Annotated in this window: 25 protein-coding genes and 1 pseudogene; 7 read left to right on the forward strand and 19 right to left on the reverse strand. The window is 35.3% G+C overall.

Annotation, left to right across the window (positions count from 1 at the left end; genetic code table 11):
- Positions 1 to 37: 37 nt before the first annotated feature.
- Both aspA and ACTDJC_RS08175 read right to left on the reverse strand, forming a co-directional pair.
- Positions 38 to 1477, reverse strand: a complete 1440-nt coding sequence (gene aspA, locus ACTDJC_RS08170) for an aspartate ammonia-lyase (protein ID WP_440603116.1) — start codon at positions 1475 to 1477, stop codon at positions 38 to 40.
- Between the two features lie 176 nt (positions 1478 to 1653).
- Positions 1654 to 2925 carry a cation:dicarboxylate symporter family transporter gene (locus ACTDJC_RS08175; protein ID WP_098308544.1) on the reverse strand — a complete coding sequence of 424 codons (1272 nt, stop codon included), beginning with the start codon at positions 2923 to 2925 and terminating at the stop codon, positions 1654 to 1656.
- Positions 2926 to 3303: 378 nt separating this feature from the next.
- Here ACTDJC_RS08175 and pyrH point away from each other — a divergent pair, with 378 nt between their 5' ends.
- Positions 3304 to 4047, forward strand: a complete 744-nt coding sequence (gene pyrH / locus ACTDJC_RS08180; RefSeq protein ID WP_098308542.1) for a UMP kinase — start codon at positions 3304 to 3306, stop codon at positions 4045 to 4047.
- Positions 4048 to 4169: 122 nt separating this feature from the next.
- Here the strand turns inward: pyrH and ACTDJC_RS08185 are convergent, their stop codons facing one another.
- From ACTDJC_RS08185 to ACTDJC_RS08245, 13 genes are all read right to left on the reverse strand, one after another.
- Positions 4170 to 4838 (reverse strand): hypothetical protein, encoded by a 669-nt coding sequence (locus ACTDJC_RS08185; protein ID WP_440603117.1) that lies wholly within the window; start codon positions 4836 to 4838, stop codon positions 4170 to 4172.
- A 188-nt stretch (positions 4839 to 5026) separates the two neighbouring features.
- Entirely contained in the window at positions 5027 to 6238 is a 1212-nt protein-coding gene (locus ACTDJC_RS08190; protein WP_440603118.1) for a phospholipase D-like domain-containing protein, read from the reverse strand.
- Positions 6239 to 6450: 212 nt separating this feature from the next.
- Positions 6451 to 7596 (reverse strand): ABC transporter permease, encoded by a 1146-nt coding sequence (locus tag ACTDJC_RS08195; protein ID WP_440603119.1) that lies wholly within the window; start codon positions 7594 to 7596, stop codon positions 6451 to 6453.
- A gap of 1 nt (position 7597) precedes the next feature.
- Positions 7598 to 8707, reverse strand: a complete 1110-nt coding sequence (locus ACTDJC_RS08200; RefSeq protein WP_440603120.1) for an ABC transporter permease — start codon at positions 8705 to 8707, stop codon at positions 7598 to 7600.
- Positions 8708 to 8744: 37 nt separating this feature from the next.
- Positions 8745 to 9680: an ATP-binding cassette domain-containing protein gene (locus tag ACTDJC_RS08205; protein ID WP_440603121.1), complete on the reverse strand. Its 936-nt coding sequence runs from the start codon at positions 9678 to 9680 to the stop codon at positions 8745 to 8747.
- Positions 9681 to 9813: 133 nt separating this feature from the next.
- Positions 9814 to 10917 (reverse strand): sensor histidine kinase, encoded by a 1104-nt coding sequence (locus tag ACTDJC_RS08210; RefSeq protein WP_098308530.1) that lies wholly within the window; start codon positions 10915 to 10917, stop codon positions 9814 to 9816.
- 4 nt (positions 10918 to 10921) lie between these two features.
- Entirely contained in the window at positions 10922 to 11560 is a 639-nt protein-coding gene (locus ACTDJC_RS08215; RefSeq protein ID WP_098308528.1) for a response regulator transcription factor, read from the reverse strand.
- A 328-nt stretch (positions 11561 to 11888) separates the two neighbouring features.
- Positions 11889 to 12794, reverse strand: a complete 906-nt coding sequence (locus tag ACTDJC_RS08220; RefSeq protein WP_440603122.1) for a Vgb family protein — start codon at positions 12792 to 12794, stop codon at positions 11889 to 11891.
- Positions 12795 to 13060: 266 nt separating this feature from the next.
- Positions 13061 to 14308: a DUF445 domain-containing protein gene (locus tag ACTDJC_RS08225; RefSeq protein WP_440603123.1), complete on the reverse strand. Its 1248-nt coding sequence runs from the start codon at positions 14306 to 14308 to the stop codon at positions 13061 to 13063.
- A 289-nt stretch (positions 14309 to 14597) separates the two neighbouring features.
- Positions 14598 to 15827, reverse strand: coding sequence for an MFS transporter (locus ACTDJC_RS08230; RefSeq protein ID WP_440603124.1), 1230 nt, complete (start codon positions 15825 to 15827; stop codon positions 14598 to 14600).
- 187 nt (positions 15828 to 16014) lie between these two features.
- Entirely contained in the window at positions 16015 to 17343 is a 1329-nt protein-coding gene (locus ACTDJC_RS08235; protein ID WP_440603464.1) for an MATE family efflux transporter, read from the reverse strand.
- A 63-nt stretch (positions 17344 to 17406) separates the two neighbouring features.
- Complete coding sequence (locus tag ACTDJC_RS08240; RefSeq protein WP_429719243.1) at positions 17407 to 17763, reverse strand: GIY-YIG nuclease family protein; 357 nt, start codon at positions 17761 to 17763, stop codon at positions 17407 to 17409.
- 35 nt (positions 17764 to 17798) lie between these two features.
- Positions 17799 to 18563 carry a DUF2087 domain-containing protein gene (locus ACTDJC_RS08245; RefSeq protein ID WP_098308512.1) on the reverse strand — a complete coding sequence of 255 codons (765 nt, stop codon included), beginning with the start codon at positions 18561 to 18563 and terminating at the stop codon, positions 17799 to 17801.
- Positions 18564 to 19336: 773 nt separating this feature from the next.
- Here ACTDJC_RS08245 and ACTDJC_RS08250 point away from each other — a divergent pair.
- On the forward strand, positions 19337 to 19861 hold the full coding sequence (locus ACTDJC_RS08250; RefSeq protein ID WP_098308510.1) for a GNAT family N-acetyltransferase: 525 nt from the start codon (positions 19337 to 19339) through the stop codon (positions 19859 to 19861).
- A gap of 244 nt (positions 19862 to 20105) precedes the next feature.
- On the opposite strand, the gene ACTDJC_RS08255 is transcribed toward ACTDJC_RS08250, so the two are convergent.
- The gene (locus tag ACTDJC_RS08255) at positions 20106 to 20576 is read right to left on the reverse strand and encodes a DinB family protein (RefSeq protein ID WP_440603125.1); all 471 of its coding nucleotides are present in this window, start codon (positions 20574 to 20576) and stop codon (positions 20106 to 20108) included.
- A gap of 599 nt (positions 20577 to 21175) precedes the next feature.
- Here ACTDJC_RS08255 and ACTDJC_RS08260 point away from each other — a divergent pair.
- Together ACTDJC_RS08260 and ACTDJC_RS08265 are read left to right on the forward strand one after the other, a co-directional pair.
- Positions 21176 to 21364, forward strand: coding sequence for a hypothetical protein (locus ACTDJC_RS08260; protein WP_440603126.1), 189 nt, complete (start codon positions 21176 to 21178; stop codon positions 21362 to 21364).
- 261 nt (positions 21365 to 21625) lie between these two features.
- Positions 21626 to 22024: a VOC family protein gene (locus ACTDJC_RS08265; protein ID WP_440603127.1), complete on the forward strand. Its 399-nt coding sequence runs from the start codon at positions 21626 to 21628 to the stop codon at positions 22022 to 22024.
- Between the two features lie 321 nt (positions 22025 to 22345).
- On the opposite strand, the gene ACTDJC_RS08270 is transcribed toward ACTDJC_RS08265, so the two are convergent.
- Positions 22346 to 23218, reverse strand: a complete 873-nt coding sequence (locus ACTDJC_RS08270; RefSeq protein ID WP_429721200.1) for an aminoglycoside phosphotransferase family protein — start codon at positions 23216 to 23218, stop codon at positions 22346 to 22348.
- Between the two features lie 136 nt (positions 23219 to 23354).
- Here ACTDJC_RS08270 and ACTDJC_RS08275 point away from each other — a divergent pair.
- A pseudogene (locus tag ACTDJC_RS08275) lies at positions 23355 to 23576 on the forward strand (IS4 family transposase); the annotation flags it as partial.
- Between the two features lie 132 nt (positions 23577 to 23708).
- Here ACTDJC_RS08275 and ACTDJC_RS08280 read toward each other — a convergent pair.
- Positions 23709 to 24320, reverse strand: a complete 612-nt coding sequence (locus ACTDJC_RS08280) for a TetR/AcrR family transcriptional regulator (RefSeq protein WP_440603128.1) — start codon at positions 24318 to 24320, stop codon at positions 23709 to 23711.
- A gap of 175 nt (positions 24321 to 24495) precedes the next feature.
- Here ACTDJC_RS08280 and ACTDJC_RS08285 point away from each other — a divergent pair, with 175 nt between their 5' ends.
- Both ACTDJC_RS08285 and ACTDJC_RS08290 read left to right on the forward strand, forming a co-directional pair.
- Positions 24496 to 24969, forward strand: coding sequence for a hypothetical protein (locus ACTDJC_RS08285; protein ID WP_440603129.1), 474 nt, complete (start codon positions 24496 to 24498; stop codon positions 24967 to 24969).
- Positions 24970 to 25194: 225 nt separating this feature from the next.
- Positions 25195 to 25476: a hypothetical protein gene (locus ACTDJC_RS08290; protein WP_440603130.1), complete on the forward strand. Its 282-nt coding sequence runs from the start codon at positions 25195 to 25197 to the stop codon at positions 25474 to 25476.
- 163 nt (positions 25477 to 25639) lie between these two features.
- Here ACTDJC_RS08290 and ACTDJC_RS08295 read toward each other — a convergent pair whose 3' ends face one another.
- A complete protein-coding gene (locus ACTDJC_RS08295; RefSeq protein WP_440603131.1) occupies positions 25640 to 26251 on the reverse strand; it encodes a TetR/AcrR family transcriptional regulator in 612 nt (203 codons plus the stop codon).
- Positions 26252 to 26307: the final 56 nt, after the last annotated feature.

Consider the following 26307-nt stretch of genomic DNA (forward strand, 5'->3'; position numbering starts at 1 on the left):
ATTGTAAATAAAAAAAGGGGGAAAATCCCCCCCTCTTTTAATTTTTCTTTAAAAGAGCTGCTCCCGCAATTCCTGGGTGCGTCATTTCATATGGATCTAAAATTAAGTCTAATTCTTCTTGTGATAATACACCGTTTTTCAAGCAAAGTTCTCGAACAGATTGACCAGTTGCAATTGCTTCTTTTGCTAACCGAGCTGCTGCTTCATATCCAATATGTGGATTTACAGCTGTAATAATACCAACGCTTTTCTCAACATACTCTTTTAAGCGTCCTTCATTTGCTTCAATTCCTTTTAGACAGTTATCTGTAAAAGCACGGAATCCATTATTCATAATGCTGATGGATTGAAGTAAGTTAAAGACAAGTACTGGTTCCATTACGTTTAGCTCTAATTGGCCCGCTTCTGAAGCAAGACAAATCGTATGATCGTTCCCAATTACTTGGAACGCAATTTGGTTAATAACTTCTGGCATTACAGGATTTACTTTTCCTGGCATAATAGAAGAACCAGGTTGACGAGCTGGAAGCATAATTTCACCTAATCCAACGCGTGGACCGGATGCCATTAAGCGCAAGTCATTTGCAATTTTGGACATATTCATCATACATACTTTCAGTGCAGCTGATACTTCTGTATAAGCATCTGTATTTTGCGTTGCGTCAACTAAATCCTCAGCTCCAACAAGAGGAAGCTCACTAATAGCAGCTAATTGTTTTACTACAGCCTCAATATACTGTGGATCTGCATTTAATCCTGTACCAACAGCTGTCGCTCCCATGTTTACTTCATATAAGTGTTGACGAGATTGCTCAATACGCTTCATGTCACGTCCAAGTACACGAGCATATGCTTTAAACTCTTGTCCAAGACGAATTGGTACAGCATCTTGCAAATGTGTGCGTCCCATTTTAATTACATGATCAAATTGTTCTGCTTTCAATTCAAAGATATCATGCATATAGCCCATTGTTTGCAATAATTCTTCTAACATATTTAACGTTGCAATATGAATTGCCGTTGGGAATGCATCATTTGTTGATTGTGCCATATTTACATGACTATTTGGGCTAATATAATGATAGTCTCCCTTTTCCATTTCTAATAATTCAAGGGCACGATTGGCAATGACTTCATTTGCGTTCATATTCATAGAAGTCCCTGCTCCTCCTTGAATCGGGTCAACGATGAAATGCTCATGCCATTTTCCTTCTAAAATCTCTTGTGCTGCTTGTGCAATTGCTGAACCTTTCTTTAACTCTAATCGTCCAACTTCTGTATTCGCAAGCGCAGCCGCTTTTTTCACGATTGCTAATGCTTTAATTAATCCTTCATGGATTTTATAACCTGTAATCGGAAAGTTTTCAACAGCACGCATCGTTTGAACACCATAATACGCATGCATCGGTACTTCTTTCTCACCTAAAAAGTCTTTTTCAATTCGTACATCTTTTGTAGCTTCAGTTATTGTTGCCATGTTTGTTCACTCCTCAATTTATTTTGTCCCTCATTAACAAACAATCATTCCCATACCTCAAAAATTGTGCAAGAAATAAAAAATTGGGCAGGAGATATACTACTCGTAAAGATCCGATTCGTTCAACGAATAATCAGCGAGAGATAAAAATCCCTCACTGATTAAAATTTCGTTTTTTACGCTGCTTCTGTTGTGTTTACTGTTTCTAGATAATTCTTCGCTTTCTCTTGATCGAATTCACCTTCCCATTTCGACATGACAATCGCTGCTAATGCGTTTCCTAACACATTGACAGCCGTACGAATCATATCTAAAATGCGGTCAATACCAGCAATTAAAGCAATTCCTTCTACTGGAAGTCCCATAGAACCTAACGTTGCCAATACAACAACAAAGGAAGCACCAGGAACACCAGCCATTCCTTTAGATGTTAACATTAGAACAAATAACAATGTAATTTGTTCCGTCAATGACATGTGTACATTATACATTTGTGCTACAAATAGTGCTGCCAGCGCTTGATAAATAGCTGATCCAGTTAAGTTAAATGTATAACCAGTTGGTATAACGAAAGAAGCAACAGCCTTCGGACAGCCGAACTCTTCCATTTTCCGCATCAGATTTGGTAAAACCGCTTCTGAACTTGCTGTTGTAAAGGAAAGAATCAGTTCTTCTTTTAAAACTTTCATTAAGGTGAAGATATTTACTCCCACCATTTTTGCATTAATGCCTAATACAACAACAACAAATAAGATAACTGTTACATAAACGGCAAGCACTAATTTTCCTAGCGGAAGCAGTGTACCTACTCCAAATTTCGCAACCGTTACAGCAATAAGTGCAAATACGCCAACCGGAGCAAATTTCATAACTTGGTTTGTCACCCAAAACATCGCTTCTAATACACCTTCAAAGAAATTAAAGACCGGTTTGCCTTTTTCTCCAATTGCAGCAACCCCTAGGCCGAATAAAACTGAGAAGAAAATAATCGGTAATAAATCACCTTTTGCAATCGACTCAAATACGTTTGTTGGCACAATATGAGTAATTGTATCTGCAAAGCCTTTTTTCTCCGTTGCCTCAGCCGATGCTTGATATGATGAAATATCACTATGTTGCAAATGGCTCATATCAACTCCCGTTCCCGGATGGAACACGTTTGCTGCAATTAAGCCCATTAAAATTGCAATCGTTGTAATAATTTCAAAATAGAGTATTGTCTTTCCGCCTAATTTGCCGAGCTTTTTCATATCTCCTACACCAGCTACTGCTACAACAAGTGCAGAAATAACAATTGGAACAACAATCATCTTAATTAAATGAATAAAGATATCTCCAAGCGGTTGAATATAGGAAATAGCTGTTTTATTACCAGAAAAGATTGCCCCTACTACAACCCCTAAAACAAGTGCTACGAAAATTTGTGTAGCTAATCCGAATTTTTTCATGTATTTTCATCCCCTTCATGCGAACGCTTTCAATTTGAATGTATAAAAGCTTTATTCACATGATATAGATAAACCTACAAAATCAGACAAAAATCTACAAGTTTGTCACAAAACTTTCAAAAATTTTTCTTAAAATGTTCATTGATGCGCATCTTCAGTATACAACCAAAAAATAGTATCGATAAAATATCTAATTATTTTGTATATTCTAAAAAATACGTCTATTTTAAAAATGAAACAAAAAGGAGTGGATGTTATGAAAAAACATACAATGACTTTCATTATATACCGTTCTTTTCTGTTTCATTTTCTCGTAAAGGAGCAAAGGCATTCGCCTTCGCTCCTTTTTTATTGTCATTATTAAAGGGGGAAGTAACAATGAAGCCGTATAAGCGAGTATTAATCAAACTAAGTGGAGGCGCTCTCGCCGATCAAGATGGAAACAGTTTTGGTTCCAAACACTTAGAACATATCGCAACTGAAATTTTATCTATTGTTGATTTAGGTATTGAAGTTTCTATTGTTGTGGGTGGAGGGAACATTTTTAAAGGGAATTTAGCTGAAACATGGGGTATTGATCGCGTAGAAGCAGATAATATAGGTACATTAGGCACAATTATTAATAGCCTAATGTTACGTGGTGTCTTAAAAAGTAAAACAAATAAAGAAGTTCGCGTCATGACATCTTTTCCCGTTACAGCTGTTGCCGAACCCTACATTCATTTACGAGCTGTTCATCATTTAGATAGAGGATATATTGTTATTTTGGGCGGTGGAAATGGCCAACCTTTTGTTACAACTGATTATCCAAGTGTACAACGAGCAATCGAAATGAATAGCGACGCCATTTTAGTCGCAAAACAAGGCGTAGATGGTGTCTTTACAAGTGACCCTAAACAAAATAAGTCAGCAAAAATGTATCGTCATTTAAATTATAATGATGTTGTTCAGAACAATATAAAAGTGATGGATCAATCAGCCTTATTACTTGCTCGTGACTATCATTTACCAGTCCATATCTTTAACTTTGATGAATCAGGAGTAATGAAAAAAATATGTTTAGGAGAACATATCGGCACCTTAATCAGTCATAAGTTAACAAAGCTTGAAGATGAAAACTAGCCTTTTCAAAAAATTCTACTGCCATTATGAAATAAGGTGCGAATTATACCGCACCTTATACTTTCTACAAGAGGGAGCGAGAACATAGAAATATTCAACTCCCATAGTTCATAACCCTACAATCACAAACCATTAAATACAACTACCGGTTCTTCTATATTATTATTAATCAAAACTACATCTGCACATTCCTTTGGCGCATGCTCTTCTATGTACATGTGACAAGCCGCATGATATCGCTGTAAAAACATTTCGCCTGCCTTCTCTTCACTTCCAAAAGCTTGCGCCTCTCGCTTGGAACCACGTTCTCTAGCAATATTAAAATCTGTTTCTACAAATATTCTATAATCAAACAACTGTTTTAGTTCTTGCTTAAATAAAAAGGTTCCATCTACTATAAATATCGTATCTTTTGAAGCCAATATTGGGTCTGAAGGAATATACATATCTGTCTCTAAATCATGTGATTTTATCTCATAACGCATCGTACCATTAGGCCCTAATGGCATTAATAACCGTTCAGAAAATGCTTTATAATCATGAGCATCTTCATAATACCCTTTCGCCGATTCCTTCCCTTGTGAATATCTAATTGCCCTCGGATGATGGAAATAATCTATACTTGTTCGAATTACTTTTCTTCCTTGATTTTGGATTTCTTTTGCCAATTCATTTGCAAATGTTGTTTTCCCTGAAGCTGTAATGCCGCTTACACCTACTCTTACAGGATGATTGAATTCAAGCATACATATATGTTCTGCAACCTCACGAATAGCAGTTTGACGTTTCACTCTAATTCCTCCCCACGGAATCTAACCACATTTCTTCTCGCATTAAAGGAAAATAATTCCTCCCTGCCATTTTAGTTTATCATCCAAAATATATGTTGTAAAAATATGTTTTCGTTTCTCGAGAGACTATTACAAATAAGAAAAAATGCCGTATTACGCCGCATTTTTTCTTATTTATATTACTAATCCTATAAATAATAATCAAACAACCCTGCTATCTTTTCTTTACACCGATCCCAAAAAGATAACTTATCAAAGAATGATATCGTCATTTCTTTTGAATCTTGAAAATCTTGTGCCAATACCTTATTTACTTGTTCAAGAATTGGACCACCCTTTATATAGAAATTCATCTCGTCATTAATACGAAAGCTACGTGAAGTAAAATTTGTTGTTCCTGTAACGATTGTTTCATTATCAAATACCATAGATTTTCCATGAAACATTCCTTTTTTATATCCGTATACGGAAATGCCATTCTCGATAGCTTGACGAATATAAGGATATGCAGCCTCTTTTATAAGAGGGATATCCGGTTTGAAAGACCAAAGTATTTTAATGGAAACACCACGCTGCCTCGCTTGAATTAAGGCATTCATAAGTTTTTCATCTTTTGGTATAAAATACGGTGTGGCAATAATGATAGATTGCTTTGCCTGCTTTATTAATTCAATGTACTTATTTATCACATCATGACCATTATAACAAGACAATGTGTGTAATGTTTTTCCTGGGACAATCTGCTTAGAAGTACTTGTTATTCCTTCAGAAGTATCTCGTTTCCAGTCTAATACAAACTGTTCTTCTAAATCTTTCACTCCTTCTCCCTGTATTCGTACATGATAATCTCGCCAATATCCAAAACGCTTGTCTTTTCCTAAGTACTCATCGCCTATATTGAAACCACCGCTATACCCTATTTTTCCATCAATTGTTGTAATACGGCGGTGATTCCGATGATGCAGTGAATAAAAAAAGAATGGAAATTCAGGTTTTCTACTATATGTAAAATGAACACCGCTCGCTTGTAATTCATTTTTCATTTTTCTTTCGAAAGACAAATCATTAATCCAATCTACTGATAAGTATACTTGTACACCTTCTTCTGCTTTTTCTTTTAACAAATTCAAAAAAGAATGACTGCTTTTATCATCTGAAATAATGAAGAAATAAGTGAAGATGGAATGTTTCGCCTCTTTTATATCAGAAAATAACTGCTCATATAAGGATTTCCCCTCAGCATATAATTGGAAATCACTATAGTGCAGCTCATATTCTTTAGATTGATTTTTTTTCGCTTCTATTTTTCTCCCTAGTGTTACATCAATATGCATCCAAATAATGAGAAAAGCTAATATGGCAATAATAATAGAAATAATCCGAAATATCTTTTTCACCATTTTGTTTTCCTTCCGCACAAAATAATTTTCTCTACATAGTATTTCAAAAGTTGCTTGCTTTAATGCTTAACGTCATTACGAATAGTATTTTTCTTTTAGAAGGAGACTGTATAGAACTCTATAAAAGCATATCAATATTACATAAGCTGCTTTAGTTAGCCAAGATACAAAAAGGGATGCAGTATCAAACTGCATCCCTTTTGTATCTTGAATTAAATAAAATTCCTCGCATCGTTATTACGCCCAAACTTATAAATTGCGATTAGGAAAAAGGCAATGGCAAAGGCAAATAAGATTAAAATGTTTAAATATAAATCTGCGAAATGTGTTCCTTGCTGTAATTTCGTGATTGTGTCTAATAGCCAACGCTGCGGAAGAAATTCAGCAACTTTTTGCACAGATGCTGGCATAATTTCAAATGGAAAGAAGCATCCGGCAAGCAAGCATGTTGGTGTAATAATAATATTTTGCATTGCATTCGCAGAAGTTGAGTTTTTCGCAAAAGATACAATCGCTAACGATAAACCAATTGCGACTAAGCCAAATAGCATCAGTACTCCAATCATAACAATTAAAGGCATATTTATATCAATATGAAACACATTGGTCATAAATAATACTGTTATAACAATTTGCACGATCAAAATAAGCATATTAACAGCAACATTAGATAAAATATATTTCTTCCCATCTATCGGTGTTGATAATAACCTGAAATACGTTCGGTTCTCTTTTTCTTTCAAAATTAATTCTGAGAAATTCACTGCTGAAAAAAGCATAAACATAATGAGATAGCCAACTGTTTGATTCGTCATATCTTTATTTTTCGAAGTATCCTTAAGCGTCTCGGCTGTTAACTTAAATGAATTTTTTTGATAACTTGCATACATCTTCTCAAACTTACTTTGATCATCTTGTGCTACTTTACTAATTGCCGTTATATTATCAATATAATTATACAAATACGATTTTATAAACCCTGTTACTTGAGCACCTTTAATTGAAGAAATTTGAATGTGACTCGGTTTACCATTTCGAACACTTTCTGAAAAACCTGAATCTAACGTAATTACTCCATCCAGCTTTTTCGAGGCAAGCTTCTCCTCAACTTCTGATTCCTTAATTTTACTCACTTTCACATGATTTAATCCTTCTATAAATTTCACGGTATCATTTGCTATATAATGATTTTCATTATTTACAACCCCGATGTTTAATGTCCCTTGCCCTGCATTTCCATACATCAGAAAAGAAATTAGTGCTCCCGCTATCGGTAAGCCGATAATAATAAGTAACCCTTTTTTATTTTTCAAAAGTACCGATAATGTTTTTTGTATGAGCCATAAAATATCTTTCATATTATAGCCCCTCCCGTCTGCGTAATACGATAATCGCAATCAATAAAAACAATGCTGAAATTCCAATATTCAAAGAAATTACCGGAAGTGCTGCCCCTAAATCATTCGCATAAATAATTTTCATAATTGCTGTATTTGCCCATGTTAATGGCGACATATTTGTAAGCACATTTTCTTCGACTACAAAATATGCTCCACCAAAAATAGAAGCCAATTGTACAACAACCATAATCACCGCTTTAGCTGCCTCACCCGTTTTCGTAATATATCCAATCCCTAATCCGAAGCTAATTGCAAGGAATACTTCTGTTAGTAAAATCAGAAAGACTACTCCAAGATGGTCCCCCCAATTTGCGCCATAAACAAATTTACTAAAGACAACGACAAGAAGAAGACAAAGTGCATTTACTACAAGACTACCGAATATTTTCCCAACGAAGATTTCCGCTTTACTAACAGGCGCGGCAATTAAACGATCTCCCGTTCTTCGTAATCGCTCTCCGCGAATGAGATAACTCGCTCCCATCGCTCCATACAAGGCAATCATCGTCGTCATCACAACCGCATAATAATCCATAGAGCTTGGTTTTTTAGCAGCTTGTAAAGATGTCTCTTTTATATAATCATCATGATTTCCACTTGAAATAACTGTGCTAACTTTCCCTGGATCTACTTTCGCAACTTCTACCGCTACGTTGTACTTATCAACAAATGTAGTAAGCATCCCCTCAACAATACTTCCTTCAATACTATTTCTATCACTCTCATATAACTTCACGCCATCTTGATTCATTTCTACATAGCCAGCATATTTATTTTGTTTCACTTCTTCTTTTCCATCTACATCAGTTGAAGCTTTTTTAAAGTGAATTCCAGATTTATCTGCTTCTTTTATAAACGCTTCAAAGGCCTGCGAAAACTGACTATTAGCTTCATCTTTATATAATACCTGTATATTTTCAATAGAAAGACTGTCACTATTAAATGCATTTGTTAAAGCTGTTCCCAAGACTAGCATAAGTACAATTGGGAATGCTAACATAAAAACTAATGTTCTTATATCTCGAAAATCTCTTTTAATTTGCACGATAGCAATATTGAAGATGTTCAAGCGATGAACCTCCTTTTTCTATTTACTATTAATCTTGTTAATCTCGTAATTTTCTCCCCGTTAACGTCAGAAACACTGTTTCTAAGTTGGGTGCCTGTTCTTCTACCGATCGTATTTCTATATCATGACTAATAAAATATTGAATAATTTTATTTAAATTGTTCACTCCTGTATCGGAATTCACTTTAATTACGTTTTCTTCTATTTGAACAGCTTTAACCCCGCTAATTTCTTTTAGTTGATCCATATCCATATCTTCAATTGTTTTTACTTCAATCCAAATATCTTTCGTATCAGTAATGATTGCTTTTAACTGTTCTTTCGTTCCTTCTGCAATAATCTTTCCGTGATCAACAATCGCGATTTTTGTACAGATCTCCTCCACTTCCTCCATATAGTGACTTGTGTAAATGATTGTGCTACCCATTTCGTTTAATTTTCGTACGGACTGGAGGATGTAGTTCCTTGACTGTGGATCAATCCCTACTGTCGGCTCATCCATAATAATTAACTTCGGACGATGTGCAAGCGCACAAGCAATGTTAAGTCTTCGCTTCATTCCACCAGAGAAGTTTTTCGGATAGCTTTTATGTCTATCACTGAGCCCTACAAACTGGAGCGCTTCTTCTACTCTCTCTTTCAATTCAGTTCCTCGCAATCCATATAATCCTGCAAAGAATTTTACATTTTCATAGGCGGTTAACTCCTCGTAAATCGCTATGTCTTGCGGCACAATACCAATGTTCATTTTTGCAAATCGGCTATACTTCTTACTATTTTTTCCTAATATGTTAATCTCACCTTCATTACTTCTTAGCAATCCAGCAATCATATTAATTGTTGTACTTTTACCAGCACCATTTGAACCTAAAAATCCAAATATTTCTCCTTGTGCGATAGATAAAGACATATTATCAACTGCGATGAAATCACCAAATTTTTTCGTTAAGTTTTTTATCTCTAATGCGTTCATCATTTCACCCCTATTTCGGTTTCTCTGCTGTTATTATAAACAAAAAGAATGAACCTGCTCAGTGCATAAGTTCATTCTTTTCACATGAGAATATTCACTTTTTTCCAGTGAGATCATTCATCTTATCTATTCCTTACTGTATCGGCAATAACATTGTTACTGAAAAACCATTGGTCCCATCTACAATAATTTTCCCATTAATAGACGCTGTTCTCTCCTCCATCCCAATGATACCGAGGCCTTTCTTAACAATGGTTGCCCCTTTTCCGTTATCTTTCACCTGCACCTTTACCATCTTGTTAAGCACATTAATATCTATTGAAATGACCGTCGCATCAGCGTATTTCATCGTATTCGTTAACGCCTCTGTAACATTTTCACCAATGATCTTCCATTGGATAGGAGAAATTGTATCCAAATTTCCTTTATGCACAAACGGAATTTTTATATTATGCTTGCTCGCAAATTCATCTATGAATAATTTCATACGATGAATTCCAATTTGTTCAGTTGGCGGTTTCATATTTTTAAGGGTAATTCTAATACTTTCAATACCATCTTTAGAAATATGAATCGCATTTTGAAGTAACTCCGCAGCTTTGTCTTTATCTATTTCCATTAACCTCTTTGCTGCTTCCATTTGAATAAGTGCCCCTGTCATGGAATGACCAATTTTATCATGAATTTCTTGTGATAATCGATTTCGTTCTTCTAGCTTAAATGTGTATTCAGATTGCCTTATGTATTCTTTATTTTCATGCAAACTTTTTGTGAGCCTTTGCATATCTTTTCGCATGATGTCATTTTGCGTTTCAAATTTCACCAATTTTTCCGTATATAGCCTTGCCATTGTGAAAATAACAAAACTAAATACAGCGATTAAACCGTATGTCATACGTATATCTTCCTCAACAAACAGAACCGGAAGAAGCATAATGAAAAACATCAGCCATTTTTCATATATGTAATAAAAAGTAAATTCATATAAATTCAGAGGTAAAAATAAAAATAATAACGGATGAACCTGTCCATATGAAACAATTGTAATGACAATCGATGCCAATATAACTACTTTCTTCGCTGTATCTTTTTTCAAAATATAAATCGTAACATTTACACAAAGATAAAGAAGTAAAGTAAATACAATCCATGGTAGATTCGTAACGTTGGAATGGGCATAACTGAACACAATATATAGGAAAACTATGAGCTTACTAATAATGATCCAAAATTCCATATTTCTAATCCACTGTTCCCGTTAAATAGTAAATGGCGATTTGCGTACGATGCTCAAGCCCCGTTTTACTAAGAATTGAGGTAATATAGTTCGCAATCGTCCCTTCTGATATAAAAAGCTGTTTTGAAATCTCTTTATTTGAAAAACCTTTTGCAATAAGAGCAATAATACTAAGTTCTCTTTCTGTGAAAAGACTCTTATCTATTTTCGGTTCTTCTTCTTTATTTTCTTGTAAGTTTGATTTAATTTTATCGAGGACTACATCTTGTATCACAGTATGTCCGTGATAAACACTTTTTATCGCATCTCGTATTCGCTCCGGATCATTATTTTTTAATAAATAACCTTTCGCTCCATTTTTTACTGCATCTAAAATGTATTCGTCATCATCAAATGTCGTTAATATGAGCGGCTTTGTTTTTGTTTGTTCACAAATTAATTTCGTTGCTTCCACGCCGTTCATATTCGGCATACGTACATCTAAAAGGGCAATATCAACATCATGTTTTTTGCAATACTCTAGTGCCTCTTGCCCATCATTTACTGTTACTAACACTTCAAATTCCGCGTATGTACTTAAAATGATTTTCATACCTTCTCTAATAAAAGAATTATCATCAGCTATTATCACTTTTATTTTCATAGTTGTTAGTAGGTGTTACCTTACTAACATTCGCCTCCTTTCAATATACAAATTTCACCATCTCATAAGTAACATTTTTCATTTTCTTTCCTACTCTTCAGTTACAGTAAAAGTTTCTTTCTTATCCTATTAAATTCACTTTTGCGGTATCCTTATTACGGAAATATTAATAGGTCATTTAGAATTACACAGTTTTATAAAGTGAAACTTCCATCAATGGGGGTTTTCTTCATCCCACATTGATGGTTATTTGAACCAATCGGGCTTTTACGGGCAGTTACCCCCCTCCTACCTTCTTCGCTTTTCTCTGAATATTGAGGTGGGGGTATTACTGCCCGTTAATGCGGGATAAACAAATTAACTGTCCGATCTGATTACATTCTTCTGCAAACCATATTGCTCCATCTGGTCCTAGTACAATCCCATGCGGTTCAGAGTTTTTCGTAGGAATTTGATATTCCGCAATTTCTCCATTCACCGTAATTCGTCCAATCTGATTACTTCCCCACTCCGTAAACCAAAGTACTCCATCCCTTCCTGCAACAATCGCATGTGGTCGGGCATTTACAGTTGGGATAGGGTACTCGCTAATTTTTCCCGATGTCGTAATTCTTCCTATTTTATTTCCGTTTATTTCTACAAACCATAGCGCTCCATCAGGTCCATTTGTAATGCCTACTGGAGCAGAATTCATTGTAGGTATAGAGTACTCAATAATTTGACCGGATGTTGTAATTTTCCCTATTTTATTACTTTTGTTCTCCGTAAACCAAAGTGCCCCATCTGGTCCTGATACGATAAATGACGGATAAGATTCCGAATTAGGTAATGTATACTCGATAATCTCGCCTAACAATGAAATTCTTCCTATCTTATTACTTGTTAGTTCCGTAAACCATATTGCTCCATCAGGTCCTTCTGTTATTCCATACGGAGCTGATTTTGTAGTAGGTAGCATATATTCAGTAACCTCGCCTTGCATTGTAATCTTTCCAATCTTATCCGTCTTGTATTCTGTAAACCATAGATCCCCATTCGCCCCAGATACTATACATGAAAGCCCAGCATCTGATGTAGGAACGAAGAATTCCTGTATTTCACCGGTTACAGTCATTCTTCCTATTCTATTTCCCTTATGTTCCGTAAACCAAAGAGCTCTATCCACACCGACCGTTATCCCATAAGGGCCTGATTCAGCCATCGGAAGACGATATTCATTAAATCTTACTTGCATTGTACTAAAACCTCCTTTTTGTTGATGCGTGCACTTATCATATGAAAATAAATATGTAAGTATTTCCGTGAATATAATTCATATACCTTCATTACTTAGAAGAAAAAACCACAAAAAATTGCACTCAATGAAACATTGAAGGAAAACCCAATAAAAAAACCTTTCACTGCTACATTTAAAGCTGTGAAAGGTTTTAATTTTTATCTTTTATAAGTATGAAGAGGATATATAGATTTTTTCCGCATCACTATTCAAGTTGTTTTTCATTATATAACCGCTTTTAAGCTTTCTAAAACCAATCCAATCATACATCCACAAACGGCACCATTTACACGAATCCACTGCAAATCTTTTCCTACGTTATTTTCAATCATCTCAATAAGTGTTTTATCATCTAATTTATCTAAATTTTCCTGTACGAGTTTTCCGATTTTAGAATGATTGCTTTCAACGACGTTTACAATTTGTTTTTGTAGCCAATCTTCCATACGTTGAACTGTTGCTGCATCTTCTTTTATTTTATTCATTTGTGTCGTCATAAACGGTAGAAGATATTTGTCCGCAAATTCATCTTTTTGAATAAAATCTACAAATTTTTGCTTTGCTTGCTCAAGAAATTCTGTTATCTTCTCAGCTGCCTCCCAATTCACAATCCAATTTTCTTTCCAATTCTCTAGTTCTTTTAATACCGATTCATTTTCCTTCATATGTAGGATTTCGTGGCGAATTTTCATCAATAGAGCTTGTCTCGTGCTATTATCAACGTTTTGCAAACTACTAATATTATTAATAATAAACTTTTGCAGAATGCTACCAACTTTTTCTTCATCGGCAATACTCATAAAGGATTTAAGCGCAAACTGTAAGAAACCATCTACTTTTATATTTTCTAGCGCCTTCATACCTAAACTACCAAGTTGATATCGAGCTTCATCCTGCGCTGTCCATTCTTTCGCTTTGACCAATAAATAATCTACTGTCTTTTCATCATATTGTTGTGTAACTATTTGATCGACAAGTGCTCGAAAAATATTACCTACGTTAATTGTATGTAAATACGTTTTTAATTCTTTTTCCAAAACAATAGCTAACTGTTTTGTATTCACTTGCAGAATCGCCTTTTCAGCAATTGTAACAATCCCTTTCTTTAACGCATCGGAATGCAGCTCTCTTTCCGCAATATGTAATACCGTTGCAGCCAACTTCATTTCTTTTATTTTATCGGTAATACTTTCTTTCGTAAGCCAATCATTTTCCAGCGTGGAAACAAGTCCTTTCGTAACCCGTTTCCGATTTTTGGGCAATAGAGCTGTATGCGGGATCGGTATCCCCATCGGGTGACGAAACAGTGCTGTAACTGCAAACCAATCCGCGAGTCCCCCTACTAAACCAGCTTCAAATCCACCTTGTATAATATTCCCTGCTATCGTTCCTTGAAACGGGATTGTTGCAACAAAACCAACCCCCATTATTCCAAGTGAAATTCCTGCTAAATATTTTGACTGTAATGACATTGTATTTCCACATCCTCTTATTATGTAAAGTAAACCTTTGTAAATTCATTGAATCATTTAGACCTTTGTGTATAGATTCCAAATTTCCTTCAACAAAAGCATATATATATACTATAATAAACCACATTAAAAATAACAAAGAAATTCATACAAAAAAACAAGAGGCTTATACGCCTCTTGTTTTACAATTTCATGATATTGTTAACAATTCAGCAATCCCCTTATTGATGAATTGAAGATTTATGCTTCCTTCTTTATTTCGAAAGAGTAATCTTTAAAATTTGTATTTTTATTGGGCGTTTTTTGGTTTAATGCATAGTAAAGATAATAAAGCTCCTACAAATGCTAAAAAAATTGACAGATAAAATATATAATTATCCGGCCCTTTCATTAATACTGCAAACAACGGAGGGCCTGCGGCTACTCCTACAAATCGCATTGAGCTATAAAGAGATGTAATCGATCCTCTCTGTTCCTTCTGGATTCCTTCTGTTACTAGAGCGTCTAAGCTAGGAAGAGCAACACCAATCCCAATTCCACTAATTACAAGACTCGTGATAATGATGTAAATGTTTTTGAAGAATATTGGAGTTATTAATGTTATTCCTAATAAGAAAAAACCAATACATATACACCACTTCATCATTATTTTCTTATTCCCAATTTTTTTCCCTGTTATATAAGAAGTAAGAGAAAGTGAAGCTAACGGAATAGCTAATACAAAGCCTTTCCAAACTCCCTCTAAGTGATATCGCTTTTCTAAAATGGAAGATAAATAAAAAAGGATACCAAACAGAATGAACATAATAATGCCTCCAAGTATAAAAATTGGAAAAAGCCAACGACCTTTCTCGCATAAAATCAACTTTACATTTTGAAGAAAAATACGTAATGGAGGAGCTTCTTGTTTTTGTTTAGGTGGCTTCACAAAAAAGAGAATTAAAATAATGGATATTATACACAAAATCGGGATGAACCAAAAAGGAAGGAACCAAACAAACGAAGCTAGTAAGGACCCTAAAATTGGACTTAAAACCTTACCTAATGTATTCGATGTTTCGACTAGACCTAGGCCACTGCTCACTTGTTTTTCATCTTGAAACATATCACCTACACAAGGAATCACAACAGGCATTGCCCCAGCTGAGCCAATTCCTTGAATGATCCTCCCTATTAAAATCCACGTATAAGGATTTTCAAGCTTCCATGATACCCAACCCGTAATAGCTCCCCCTATAGCTGCTATAAATAAACTAGGTATAATTACTTTCTTCCTTCCCCACTTATCAGATAAATAACCAGCTATAGGAATTAAAATAATAGCGACAACAGAATAAACAGTAATGATAAGAGAAACTTGAAAATCATTAATATTTAATTTCTTTTCAATTAATGGAAGGACAGGGATTAACATAGAGTTTCCAAGTGTCATAACTAAAGGAACAGATGAAAGGGCCCACAAGCTCCATTTTTCTTTTTTATCCATATTTATAGTATCTTCACCTCTTAATGACTTCATTTCAAAAATATACTCTTACTTTTTCATAATAAAGTTACTATTCCCCGTGCGTGCATTAATGTTGCATGAAAACATAAAAATCCCCTCCAGATAAGCAATCCAGAAGGGTCTTTTATTCACATCATTATTTTGGTATCTTATTTCTATTAACGCTCATTTGCTTAACAAGAAAAAGGATACCAAACCTTTAGCTAATAAGACGCGTAATTCGCTTCTTCTTCCACGACAATCGATAGTATCCATATTGTAAAAGCAAACTCACAATAAACGCAGCTGGATATCCAATCCATATTCCTTTTATCCCAAGGCTCGTATGATACGACAGGAAATAGGCCACTGGAACTTCCACACCCCAAATCGATATAACCGCAAAAATAGTCGGCCACAATACAGTTCCACTCGCACGCATTGTCGCACCAATAATTTGCGCATGACCGAAAATTAAGTAACTCCATAATGTAATCATAATGAGACTATGTGCAATATCAATCGTACTCTGACTCGTTAAAAAGAGCGCTAAAATTTCTTTTGAGAACAAATAAATAAAAGAAATTAATATTCCTCCAATTACATAGTTCATAACAAGTCCGGCTCGGATTACTTTTTGCAGACGATCAAATTGATTAGCTCCAATGGACTGAGCTGCAAATATAGAAACGGTAATCCCAAGACTCACAGCTGGCATCTGTACATAACTTGCCACTTGGTTCACTACTCCGTATGCCGCAGTTGCATCTGATCCAAAGCGATTTACAAAGGAAATAACGGCAATCTCCGATAATGAAACTAGTATCATATTAATACTTGCCGGAATGCCAAGACGTAATAATAATTTTAACAAATCCCAATCCATGCGAAGATACTTTCGAACTGTTGCATCAAATTGCAACGGATGTTTCGTTTTTCTTAAATAAACTAACAGAGCAATAAATGTAACAATTGTTGATATAACAGAAGCATATGCTGCGCCGTACACACCAAGTTTCGGCAGGCCTAACCAACCAAAAATAAGAATAGGTAATAATGCCATATTTAGTCCTGTACTAACAATTAAAAAATAAAATGGTGTTTTAGAGTCACCTGTACCACGCATAAAAGTCGTATAAGCAAAATATAAAAACAGAATTGGCATAGAAATAAATAAAATTCGTGCATAATGAACACTCATGTTGATTATGTTTTCTGGCGTACCAACAAGACGCATAATATCCATTGCAAACATACTACCCACTACCGCTAAGATCGCTCCAAGTACAAACGTAAATGTCAACGTTGTACCAACAATGGCCTTTAAGCGATCTTCATTACGAGCTCCAAAAGCCTGACCGATTAAAATCGAGCTACCAGAACCTATACCAATTACAAATGAAATAAGTAGAAAAAACAACGGGAAGAAGGCCGAAATAGCAGCTAAGTCATTAATGCCAAGCCAACGTCCCACCACTACCATACCAAACAATTGTCCAAGCGACTGCAATACATTACTTAACAGTAAAGGAATGAGAAACATAGACATAGAACGCCATATCGGTTTATTTTCTGTTTCTTCTTCAATTGTTTTCAAATTTCATAACCCCTTTTATCGAGATGTTTCGCGGTTATATCCACGCTCTCCATATGGCTGCAAATTCTCTAACCATTTCTCTTCTAGTTTCTTCAATTCTTCTTTTGCGTTAAAATATCCAGTATCTTTCTTTTTCAACACTTCTAATATTTCAAACTCAAAAGCATCTGCTCCGTATTCCTTCCAATCATCTTGCAATGCCTTATTCGTATGAGAACCCATATTAAGTAAAAGTCGTCTTCCACTCATCGTTTTTAAGTTCCTCGTACTCTCTACATACACTTTTCCGTTTTTCATATTCTTAATACAGTAAATCCCAGATTCTATTTCTGTTTCTTTATACAGTTGTTTTAACTCTTCTCTTCTATTCAATTTCCTTTCTCCTTTCACTTTTTCTATATTGTTCTCTATAATTTCACCCAGTACTGGCTTCCATCAGGTGTTCTGTCTAAGAAACCGTATTCGATTAAATACCTTCTTAACGTGACATAGTCAGAATATACATTTTCTAAAATCTCATTAACTTCTTTTTCTGTATACTTTTGATTGCTATCAAACTTTTTCACTAGATGTTTCAAAATAATTAGCTTTCGCTTTTGTTTCTTCGGAAATTTAGAAAGCGGTCCATCTAATCCTTCTGTAAAATGTAATTTCAAAATTTCTTCATTCTCATCTTCTGTAATATTATATCTTTGGTCGACCATTGTAGCTGTCCTATGAATTGGCAAGAATTTAGGCTGATTCGTTACCTTTTCTTCTGACAACTCCATCAGCGCAAGAAACACTTTTGCTTGCTTCATCTTCTCTCTTAATGTAAAACGATGATTCCGAATTGTTGATGTGCTTCCACCGTCCATTTCCTTCACAATTTCTTTATCGTTTAAACCCATATGAAAGAACTGTATCATCTTCTTTTGCAAGTCTGTTAAACCTGTTAACTTCTTATCTAACCCTAATAAATAGTCGAACATAGAAGTATGTTCATTTGCGATATGAAGCTGTGCAAACTTCTCTGCTTCATAAAAAACGTTTTGCTCTTGATAAATAATACCTTTCATAAATTTTTCTCCGCAAGCTAAACAAACGTATTCTTCAGTGTCCTTCTCAAATACATATCCTTTTTTTAATTCCTCAACCGTGGCATTCCAAAACCATTCTGAAATATCATTCATGCTAAACAATCCCCTAAAAAGTTTATTTTAAAAACAAACAAATTATGATTTGGTTTATTTTTATTTATAATACCACAACAAAAATAAACGTTTCAATATATCGTTTACCCATTTCTAAACAAAAATAAATAATGTTTGTTATTTTAGCAAACATCATTATTATCAGTTGCAGAGTAAATTTATTTTTTAAGTATGTAAATACAAGACAAAGAAGTGTAACAGATATGATAATTATTATTCACATCTCTTAGTCCACATACTATAACGTTTGTGATTCATAAACGTTACATGTATTCCCAAATAAAGCGAAACTTCCATCAGTGAGAATTTTCTTCATCCCCCACCTATCTTCTTCGATTATCTCTCAATCTTGAGGTGGGGGTCTTACTGTAGCATTTAAATTAAGTTTGATAAAAAACATCTTACAAACCCATATTTCTCAATAAATAAAAAGAATCCATTTTGAAAAAGATTGATCAAAATGGATTCTTATCTAGCAGATTTAAGTATCGATTTTATAAAAAAGTTTGATCATTTTCTACATGTGTTGCTCACCAATCGCGCCCGATTGCGGAAGATTAAAAAATGCGAAAGAGCTGTAAAAGTAGCTTCTAAATTATATTACTAACGCATCCGTTCGTAATATAATATTCAGTGCAATTTTTTTGGGTTTTAGGTATAATTTTTTTAGTAAGGTCCATCTAGTAACCGCTGTACAATCACTCCCTATCACGCACCCCATTGACTCCATACTGTCTTCAAAGGAGGATAACATGAATAATCAAATCTTTAGCGCACGCCTGACTCTCACAAGACTGGCATTACACGATTGGGAACTAATCCTCTCCATCTATTCCAACCCGACACTTATGAAACACATCGGAGTGGTGAAAAACCATGAAGAAATCCGCCGTAACTTTGAAAAAGAACTCGCTCCGTGGAGCATCGAATCCACACATTGGCTAACGTGGATAATCCACGAAACTTCCTCAGGTAACAACGTTGGCTTAATCAGCATCTGCACCCGTAACTTAGAGAAACTCACTGCGGAAGTAGGCTTTATAATACTGGAAGCATACAAAGGTAAGGGCTATGCTACAGAAGCAATCAAAATCATAATTGATTTCGCCGTGGAAACTTTAGAATTCAAAAAATTTATTGCGGTTTGTTCCGAAGAGCATATAGGATCACGCCGTGTTTTGGAAAAAACCGGAATGAGTCTGGATGAAATTGTGCCGGAAAGCACTCAAATCAATGGCAAGTTGGTGAATGATTGTTTTTATTCGTTAGAGAGATAACGGTTGTTTCTCCCTAACGATAGAGCTGCTAAGGGAATCTCAAAGGAAGTGAAAGGAGTGATCTGTTACAAGGCCCTTGCCGAATATCTCACAAGTCTTTGTTGCGCTAAACTTGAATAACTTATAGTTCGGTTACTTACGAATGATCCCTTCTCTTATTCAAGAATATGGGGCAATATATAAAGAATGAGCACAATTCTTGCTACAGAATTGCGCCCTTTAATAGAATAACTAGAACGTTCAGTCAACGATTTGATGGCCATGACCCCTGCATTTTCCTTAATTGAATAATTTGGCCTGTATGATAAGCATCATGAAGCATGATGTCCAGTAATTTCCCCTCAAGTGAATTTTGCTCAAGCTCTTTTTCGGAAATTGCACTCAATACCTGTCTTAAATTGCGTTGAGCGTTTTCAGAACGTTCAACGACTTTCCTCCATTCCTTATCATCATTAGATTGATTGGTAAGATAAAAGGTTTCATCACCGTCGAGATTATGTGTCCATTCACGGCCTTCCAAGTTTGCAGCAAGTCTCTCTTTGTAATAAATGAGATGATTAACGTTCTCCCAAATGGTTTTAGTTGCCTCTCCAGATGGTTTCCAGATAGCCTGTTCGGCTGTAAGTCCTTCTATAGCATGTTTAAACGGTGCATACCAACTCTCTTTATCGAATGTTGAATCTAGCACGTTTAAAAGCAAGTCAATTCGTTTCAAAGTAATCTCCTCCCTAAATAGTTAGAGTTTCAAAAAAATCCTTATAACTCTGTTGAGATTCTACATTTTTAAATAAACATCCTGCTTTTTAACTACCCTGCTAATCTTATTCCAAAATCTGGTCCGATTGCGGAATAAAAAACGTCCAGCATATCATACAGGACTTTTAATCAAACTTTATTGTAAATCAACAAGGAGATAAAGCATCGCGACTTTTTTAGAAACGTCGTAACTTTATTTAAAAGCCACAACGAGTATTGATGTGTAATATTTTAAAAAATAGCACAGGAGAAAGCCCCCCTTGGGGCTTTTTACGTAGAAATCTACACAGCAAACCGCGAATTATATATGCAAGATTTTATGCAGACTACAGAAACAGCTGCTACCGTCAAACACAGTCGCGGCGCGGTTGCATGAAATCCTGTATACAGTGAAGCCATTTGAGGAACGACAGATCCTTGCCCCACAAGGGCTGCGGCGCAAACGTCACTGTTGATAATGTTACGTTATGTTAACCTCACATGAATAGGGTATACAACAAAAATTACAAAACATATCACTTCTTCCGAATGGTACAATTAGGAAAAGGAGGAGAAAAAATGAATTGGACAGTCTTAAGAGATTCCAAAACCATGTGGGGGTTTGCAATTGCAATATTGTTTGCGATACTATCAGTTGTTTTGGCTGTAAAAGGAATCGGATATTGGGTAGCTTTTGTTGTGCTTGCAAGCATTCTAACGTTCCTTAGCGTAAATAAAGCAGACAAGGTTTACAAATCAAAAAGTTAAAACAGACACCCTCTCTGAACGGGAGGGGTTTGCTGTTTAAAGGGGTAGCATCAGGAAAATGCGGATTTACAACGATAAGCATTCTGATACAAGCCATATGAGACATTATGAAGTCTATTTTTGTAGGTGATTGGATTGTGTCTCAATAGGCTCTACACTATTGAGATTGTGAAGAACTGTACTTAAACTAAATGGCAGTTTAGTTCAACAAGAATATCAACTATAATAAATTTAGCACATAAAATTAGGAGGAGGATAAAAATGGAAAAGGTAACACCATTTTTAATGTTTCAAGATGGCAACGCAGAAGAAGCGATGAATTTTTATACTTCCATCTTTGAGGATTCTCGGATTACAAACATTGTTAGATATGGGGCTAATGAAGCTGGACCAGAAGGAACCGTAATGCAGGCTACTTTTACCTTGAAAGGGCAAGAATTTATGTGTATTGACAGTTATGTAAAACATCAATTCTCTTTTACACCTTCTTTCTCTATCTTTGTTACCTGTAATACTGAAGAAGAACTTGACAATCTTTATGAGAAACTTAATCAAGGTGGACAAGCACTTATGCCTTTAAACAATTATGGTTTCAGTAAAAAGTTTGGTTGGGTAAATGACCGATTCGGAGTTTCGTGGCAACTAAATCTTCCTTTGTGAATGTTTTAGGGGAAATTAATTAATAACTTAAACAAACGGGTGCTTTACTTGAACAAGACAAAATAAAAAAGTCGATTTTCTATAACATTGAGGAATCGACTTTTTTAATGGGGTGATTTCCTTAGCGTTGTAAATTCGCATTTTCCTGACGGTACCCCATGCCCATCAAGTTAAGGAGACGAATTTCCCCCAAAATGAAAAAAACGTTATTCTTTCAGTAAAATACTTGAAAGGATAACGTTTTTTATGGTTCTCTCGCTTTCTGAATAATCCCGTTGAATATGAATAACTGAGATATGTTTCACTCTTAAAATCACTGAATTACTTTTGAACTAGCACTAGGTCTAGCCAGGATTTCGCCTCATTGTACAAAATTGGATTGTTTTGCGGCGTGTAGTAGGTAAGGATTGCAACTGCCTGTGATACGACCCATCCGCGGGCCCTTGCCAATGTAGCATCGTCCGTACGAATAGCATCAAGGAACACATCGCGCGCCTCTGGCGAGTGCAACTTCCACGCGACCATTACATCACACGCAGGGTCACCTATGCCCATTGTCTCCCAATCAATCACACCGCTGATACGCTTATCACGTACGAGCCAGTTACGTACATCTAGATCGCCGTGATGCCAAACAGGAGGACCGTTCCATGGAGGCGCAGAAAGAGCCGACTCCCATACAGCAGACACCGCGGGATCGCCATTAAATCGTGCTAGCCAATATCGGAAGTCCTTGTCCCGTTGGGCCAAAGGAATGCCGCGTCCTAACGGCCCTCCCGTTGGATCGACTTGTTGCAGTGCTAGGACAAACCCTGCGAGATCGCGTGCTGCCTGAATCTCGTCAATCGCCTCTATCGGCACCGTTTCACCCCTCAGCCACGAATGTATCTCCCAAAACCATGGGTATTCGTTATTGGGGCGCCCCTGAGCGATAGGTACAGGGATTTCAAGCGGAACTAATGGCGCGAGTTTTGGTAGCCATAAGAACTCGCGTCCTCCTGGTGTCGTCGGTCCTTCCCTTCTCGCTAGCCGAATGGAATATTCGTCGCCAAGTCGGAAAACGGCATTTACCGTTCCAACTGGCTCTACCTTACGAAGGGGCAACTCTGCCCAGCGGGGGAACTGATCGACAAGCAAACGACGCACAAGTCGCTCTTCAATTTCCAATTCGTCAGCATGCATCTTCTCGGACATCGTATGATCTCTCCTTGGTAGCTCTGACATAAACCTTTATTGGTGGAAAATTATAATAATGCTCCGTACACCAAAGGTCAAAAAGCCACACTTTTTCATTATAAAATGCAGTCACACCTTAAAAAATTAACTTCTCTTAAGCGAATATAAAGCGATTTATATGATTAAAGATTACTTTCCTTTACTATTTCGGGCTATGACAGATGGTCCAAATGAACTAGTAATGATTCTCCATCGCCTCTATCAATTGCTTACGAAAAATGGACGTAAATGTCATCGTTATAAGAAGAAGACGGTCTTTGATATTCTAGGGATTGTGTACAAAACGACAGCGAAACATCAACAACAAGCTGCCTAGCAAAAAAATTATATGTTAATAGGTTTCTTTGATATGCCTACTTTTCCATTATTCAATCGTTTTGAAACGAGAAGGATTGCGTACCTAGTCATTTCCATCGTTAGCTTGATGAGTATGCGTCAGTACCCCTATTCATTCATCTTTTTTATTCAGTTCTTGGATTTGAAGGAGTTCAACGAAAACATTTAGCATGTCCTGTATTGGAATTCGATTGTCTACAAAATGTTGCAAATTAAATCCATTAAAAATAGCGATACCTGTAATTGCTAAAGTTCTGGCATCTAATGGACTTCCGATTATACCTTCGTCTTTCATTCTCTGAAAAAAATGTGTAAGGAATGATCTCCATTCTTCCATTTGGAGAATAAGACTTTCTTTTATTAAAGGTAATTGATTAGATATCATACATCCTTGGAGAAGCATGGGAGAAGATCCTTTTTCATAAGCTTCATTTACCAAACGAAAAGTATGTTCTTTAAACTCCTTTAGTAAATCACAATCTTTTTGAGTAAGAGCTTCCTTTAAATCTTCAAAATAAAAATCAATTCCTTCTTTTATCAGTTTCAACAAAAACTCCTCTTTATTGGAAAAATGAACATAGAAAGCACCTTTAGAGTAACCAGCATGTTTCACAATTTGATCAACACTTGTACTAGAATAGCCTTGTTTAGAAAACAAATTAATTCCTGATTGCATTAATTTGTTGATGGTGTTTTCTGATTGTTTCTGATGATAAATTCCCATAGCAACCTCCTTTTTTTCGAAAAATACTGAATATTTAATTAATAGTAACACATTCTTCATCATAGAATAAATTAGTTAATACCGACTAGTTAGTACTAAAAAATAATACTTATAGGGGTCTCGCCAACATTTTGGAAAAAACATGTTTATTTTGGATAAAATAGGAGGAATGAGCATGAAAAGATATGTTCAAAAGATTCTAATGTTTGCTATAACATTAGGATTAATGTTTAGTTTTACAGTAATTTCATTTCATGATACAAAAGTTTCTGCTGCAGAAATAATTAGAACTTCAGAAACACAATCACAGCCAATTACTCCTTTAGCAACATATTCCTTACCTTGGTATTGGTCAGCTTCATTTCAAACATATTACGAAGGATCATCAAGATTTATCTTTAAAGGATCAGGTAAACTTTACTTAAAAGTAACTTCATCATCTTCTAGAACTGGTTCCTACACCATCAGGGTAAAAAGAGACGTTCCCTTTTATAGTGATCCAACAGTGGGTTCTATAAGTGTTCCTGTAAACGGAAGTGTAACAAAGTACATTAATATTACAGATAGTTTGGTGAGTGATAATTATTATTTAGTTTTTGATACTTATTCAGGCCCATTTATAAAAGCATCTGGAAAAGTTTATAGATAGCCTATAAAGGGTAGCATCAGGATTATGTGAACACGAAAGCCCCTCCTCCTCGGTAATCTATGTATCTTGGAGGCTTTTTTATGGACTTCTAGATACATTGAATTCTGATAATGATACGTTATGTTAACCTAGCATGAATACGATATTCACCTCTTTTTAGATAGGATCTTATGAAAGCTATGACGAAATAAGATGATATACAAGGAGGAGAATATTCTGTTTAGAATGTTGTTTAAAAAGTTTATAAAGAAAAAATATGTTTGTTTAGTTTGTGGCTACAATCGTTTACCAGGACCACTCTATAATGAAAAAAGAATTCCCAACGTAAGTCTAATATGTGCTTGTTGTGCTTTTCAACCAGGATATGACGATGAAGAAATTGGATGGACTATTGAAGCATATCGTGAGAATTGGCTTCAAGAAGGAGCTACTTGGCTAGATCCCAAAAAGAAACCAAAACATTGGGATTTAAAGCAACAATTAGCCAATATTAATATAAAAAAGTAACTTCCAATAACGATAATTATGTGAACACGAAAGTCCTCCAGTTAAACAATCCGGAGGACTTTTAATAGTCTTCTAAATACATTGAATCCCGATAATATTACGTTATGTTAACCTCACATGAATATAATATTCATAAACTATCATTCAAATATCATGCATGCTCTTATCTATCTTTTTTATTAGACTCTTGAATTTGGAGTAATTCAACAAAAACATCTAGCATGTCCTGTATTGGAATTCGATTGTCTACAAAATGTTGCAAATTAAATCCATTAAAAATAGCGATGCCTGTAATTGCTAAAGTTCTGGCATCTAATGGACTTCCGATTATACCTTCGTCTTTCATTCTCTGAAAAAAATGTGTAAGAAATGATCTCCATTCTTCCATTTGGAGAATAAGACTTTCTTTTATTAAAGGTAATTGATTAGATATCATACATCCTTGGAGAAGCATGGGAGAAGATCCTTTTTCGTAAGCTTCATTTACCAAACGCAAAGTATGTTCTTTAAACGCCTTTAGTAAATCACAATCTTTTTGAGTAAGAGCTTCCTTTAAATCTTCAAAATAAAAATCAATTCCTTCTTTTATCAGTTTCAACAAAAACTCCTCTTTATTGGAAAAATGAACATAGAAAGCACCTTTAGAGTAACCAGCATGTTTCACAATTTGATCAACACTTGTACTAGAATAGCCTTGTTTAGAAAACAAATTAATTCCTGATTGCATTAATTTGTTGATGGTGTTTTCTGATTGTTTCTGATGATAAATTCCCATAGCAACCTCCTTTTTAAAAGACTGAATATTTAATTAATAGTAACACATTCTTCATC

This window comes from Bacillus sp. GB_SG_008, assembly GCF_052038115.1.
In the GTDB taxonomy this organism is placed as follows: Bacteria; Bacillota; Bacilli; order Bacillales; family Bacillaceae_G; genus Bacillus_A; species Bacillus_A rhizoplanae.

What these genes read in the sequence shown, in the direction of transcription:
- aspA (WP_440603116.1), bottom strand. Translation starts at nt 1,477, where the DNA reads ATGGCAACAATAACTGAAGCTACAAAAGATGTACGAATTGAAAAAGAC.
- ACTDJC_RS08290 (WP_440603130.1), top strand. Translation starts at nt 25,195, where the DNA reads ATGTTGTTTAAAAAGTTTATAAAGAAAAAATATGTTTGTTTAGTTTGT.
- ACTDJC_RS08190 (WP_440603118.1), bottom strand. Translation starts at nt 6,238, where the DNA reads ATGGTGAAAAAGATATTTCGGATTATTTCTATTATTATTGCCATATTA.
- ACTDJC_RS08210 (WP_098308530.1), bottom strand. Translation starts at nt 10,917, where the DNA reads ATGGAATTTTGGATCATTATTAGTAAGCTCATAGTTTTCCTATATATT.
- ACTDJC_RS08220 (WP_440603122.1), bottom strand. Translation starts at nt 12,794, where the DNA reads ATGCAAGTAAGATTTAATGAATATCGTCTTCCGATGGCTGAATCAGGC.
- ACTDJC_RS08295 (WP_440603131.1), bottom strand. Translation starts at nt 26,251, where the DNA reads ATGGGAATTTATCATCAGAAACAATCAGAAAACACCATCAACAAATTA.
- ACTDJC_RS08250 (WP_098308510.1), top strand. Translation starts at nt 19,337, where the DNA reads ATGAATAATCAAATCTTTAGCGCACGCCTGACTCTCACAAGACTGGCA.
- ACTDJC_RS08235 (WP_440603464.1), bottom strand. Translation starts at nt 17,343, where the DNA reads ATGTCTATGTTTCTCATTCCTTTACTGTTAAGTAATGTATTGCAGTCG.
- ACTDJC_RS08280 (WP_440603128.1), bottom strand. Translation starts at nt 24,320, where the DNA reads ATGGGAATTTATCATCAGAAACAATCAGAAAACACCATCAACAAATTA.
- ACTDJC_RS08270 (WP_429721200.1), bottom strand. Translation starts at nt 23,218, where the DNA reads ATGTCCGAGAAGATGCATGCTGACGAATTGGAAATTGAAGAGCGACTT.
- ACTDJC_RS08225 (WP_440603123.1), bottom strand. Translation starts at nt 14,308, where the DNA reads ATGTCATTACAGTCAAAATATTTAGCAGGAATTTCACTTGGAATAATG.
- ACTDJC_RS08215 (WP_098308528.1), bottom strand. Translation starts at nt 11,560, where the DNA reads ATGAAAATAAAAGTGATAATAGCTGATGATAATTCTTTTATTAGAGAA.
- ACTDJC_RS08260 (WP_440603126.1), top strand. Translation starts at nt 21,176, where the DNA reads ATGAATTGGACAGTCTTAAGAGATTCCAAAACCATGTGGGGGTTTGCA.
- ACTDJC_RS08195 (WP_440603119.1), bottom strand. Translation starts at nt 7,596, where the DNA reads ATGAAAGATATTTTATGGCTCATACAAAAAACATTATCGGTACTTTTG.
- ACTDJC_RS08245 (WP_098308512.1), bottom strand. Translation starts at nt 18,563, where the DNA reads ATGAATGATATTTCAGAATGGTTTTGGAATGCCACGGTTGAGGAATTA.
- pyrH (WP_098308542.1), top strand. Translation starts at nt 3,304, where the DNA reads ATGAAGCCGTATAAGCGAGTATTAATCAAACTAAGTGGAGGCGCTCTC.
- ACTDJC_RS08205 (WP_440603121.1), bottom strand. Translation starts at nt 9,680, where the DNA reads ATGAACGCATTAGAGATAAAAAACTTAACGAAAAAATTTGGTGATTTC.
- ACTDJC_RS08285 (WP_440603129.1), top strand. Translation starts at nt 24,496, where the DNA reads ATGAAAAGATATGTTCAAAAGATTCTAATGTTTGCTATAACATTAGGA.
- ACTDJC_RS08265 (WP_440603127.1), top strand. Translation starts at nt 21,626, where the DNA reads ATGGAAAAGGTAACACCATTTTTAATGTTTCAAGATGGCAACGCAGAA.
- ACTDJC_RS08230 (WP_440603124.1), bottom strand. Translation starts at nt 15,827, where the DNA reads ATGAAGTCATTAAGAGGTGAAGATACTATAAATATGGATAAAAAAGAA.
- ACTDJC_RS08175 (WP_098308544.1), bottom strand. Translation starts at nt 2,925, where the DNA reads ATGAAAAAATTCGGATTAGCTACACAAATTTTCGTAGCACTTGTTTTA.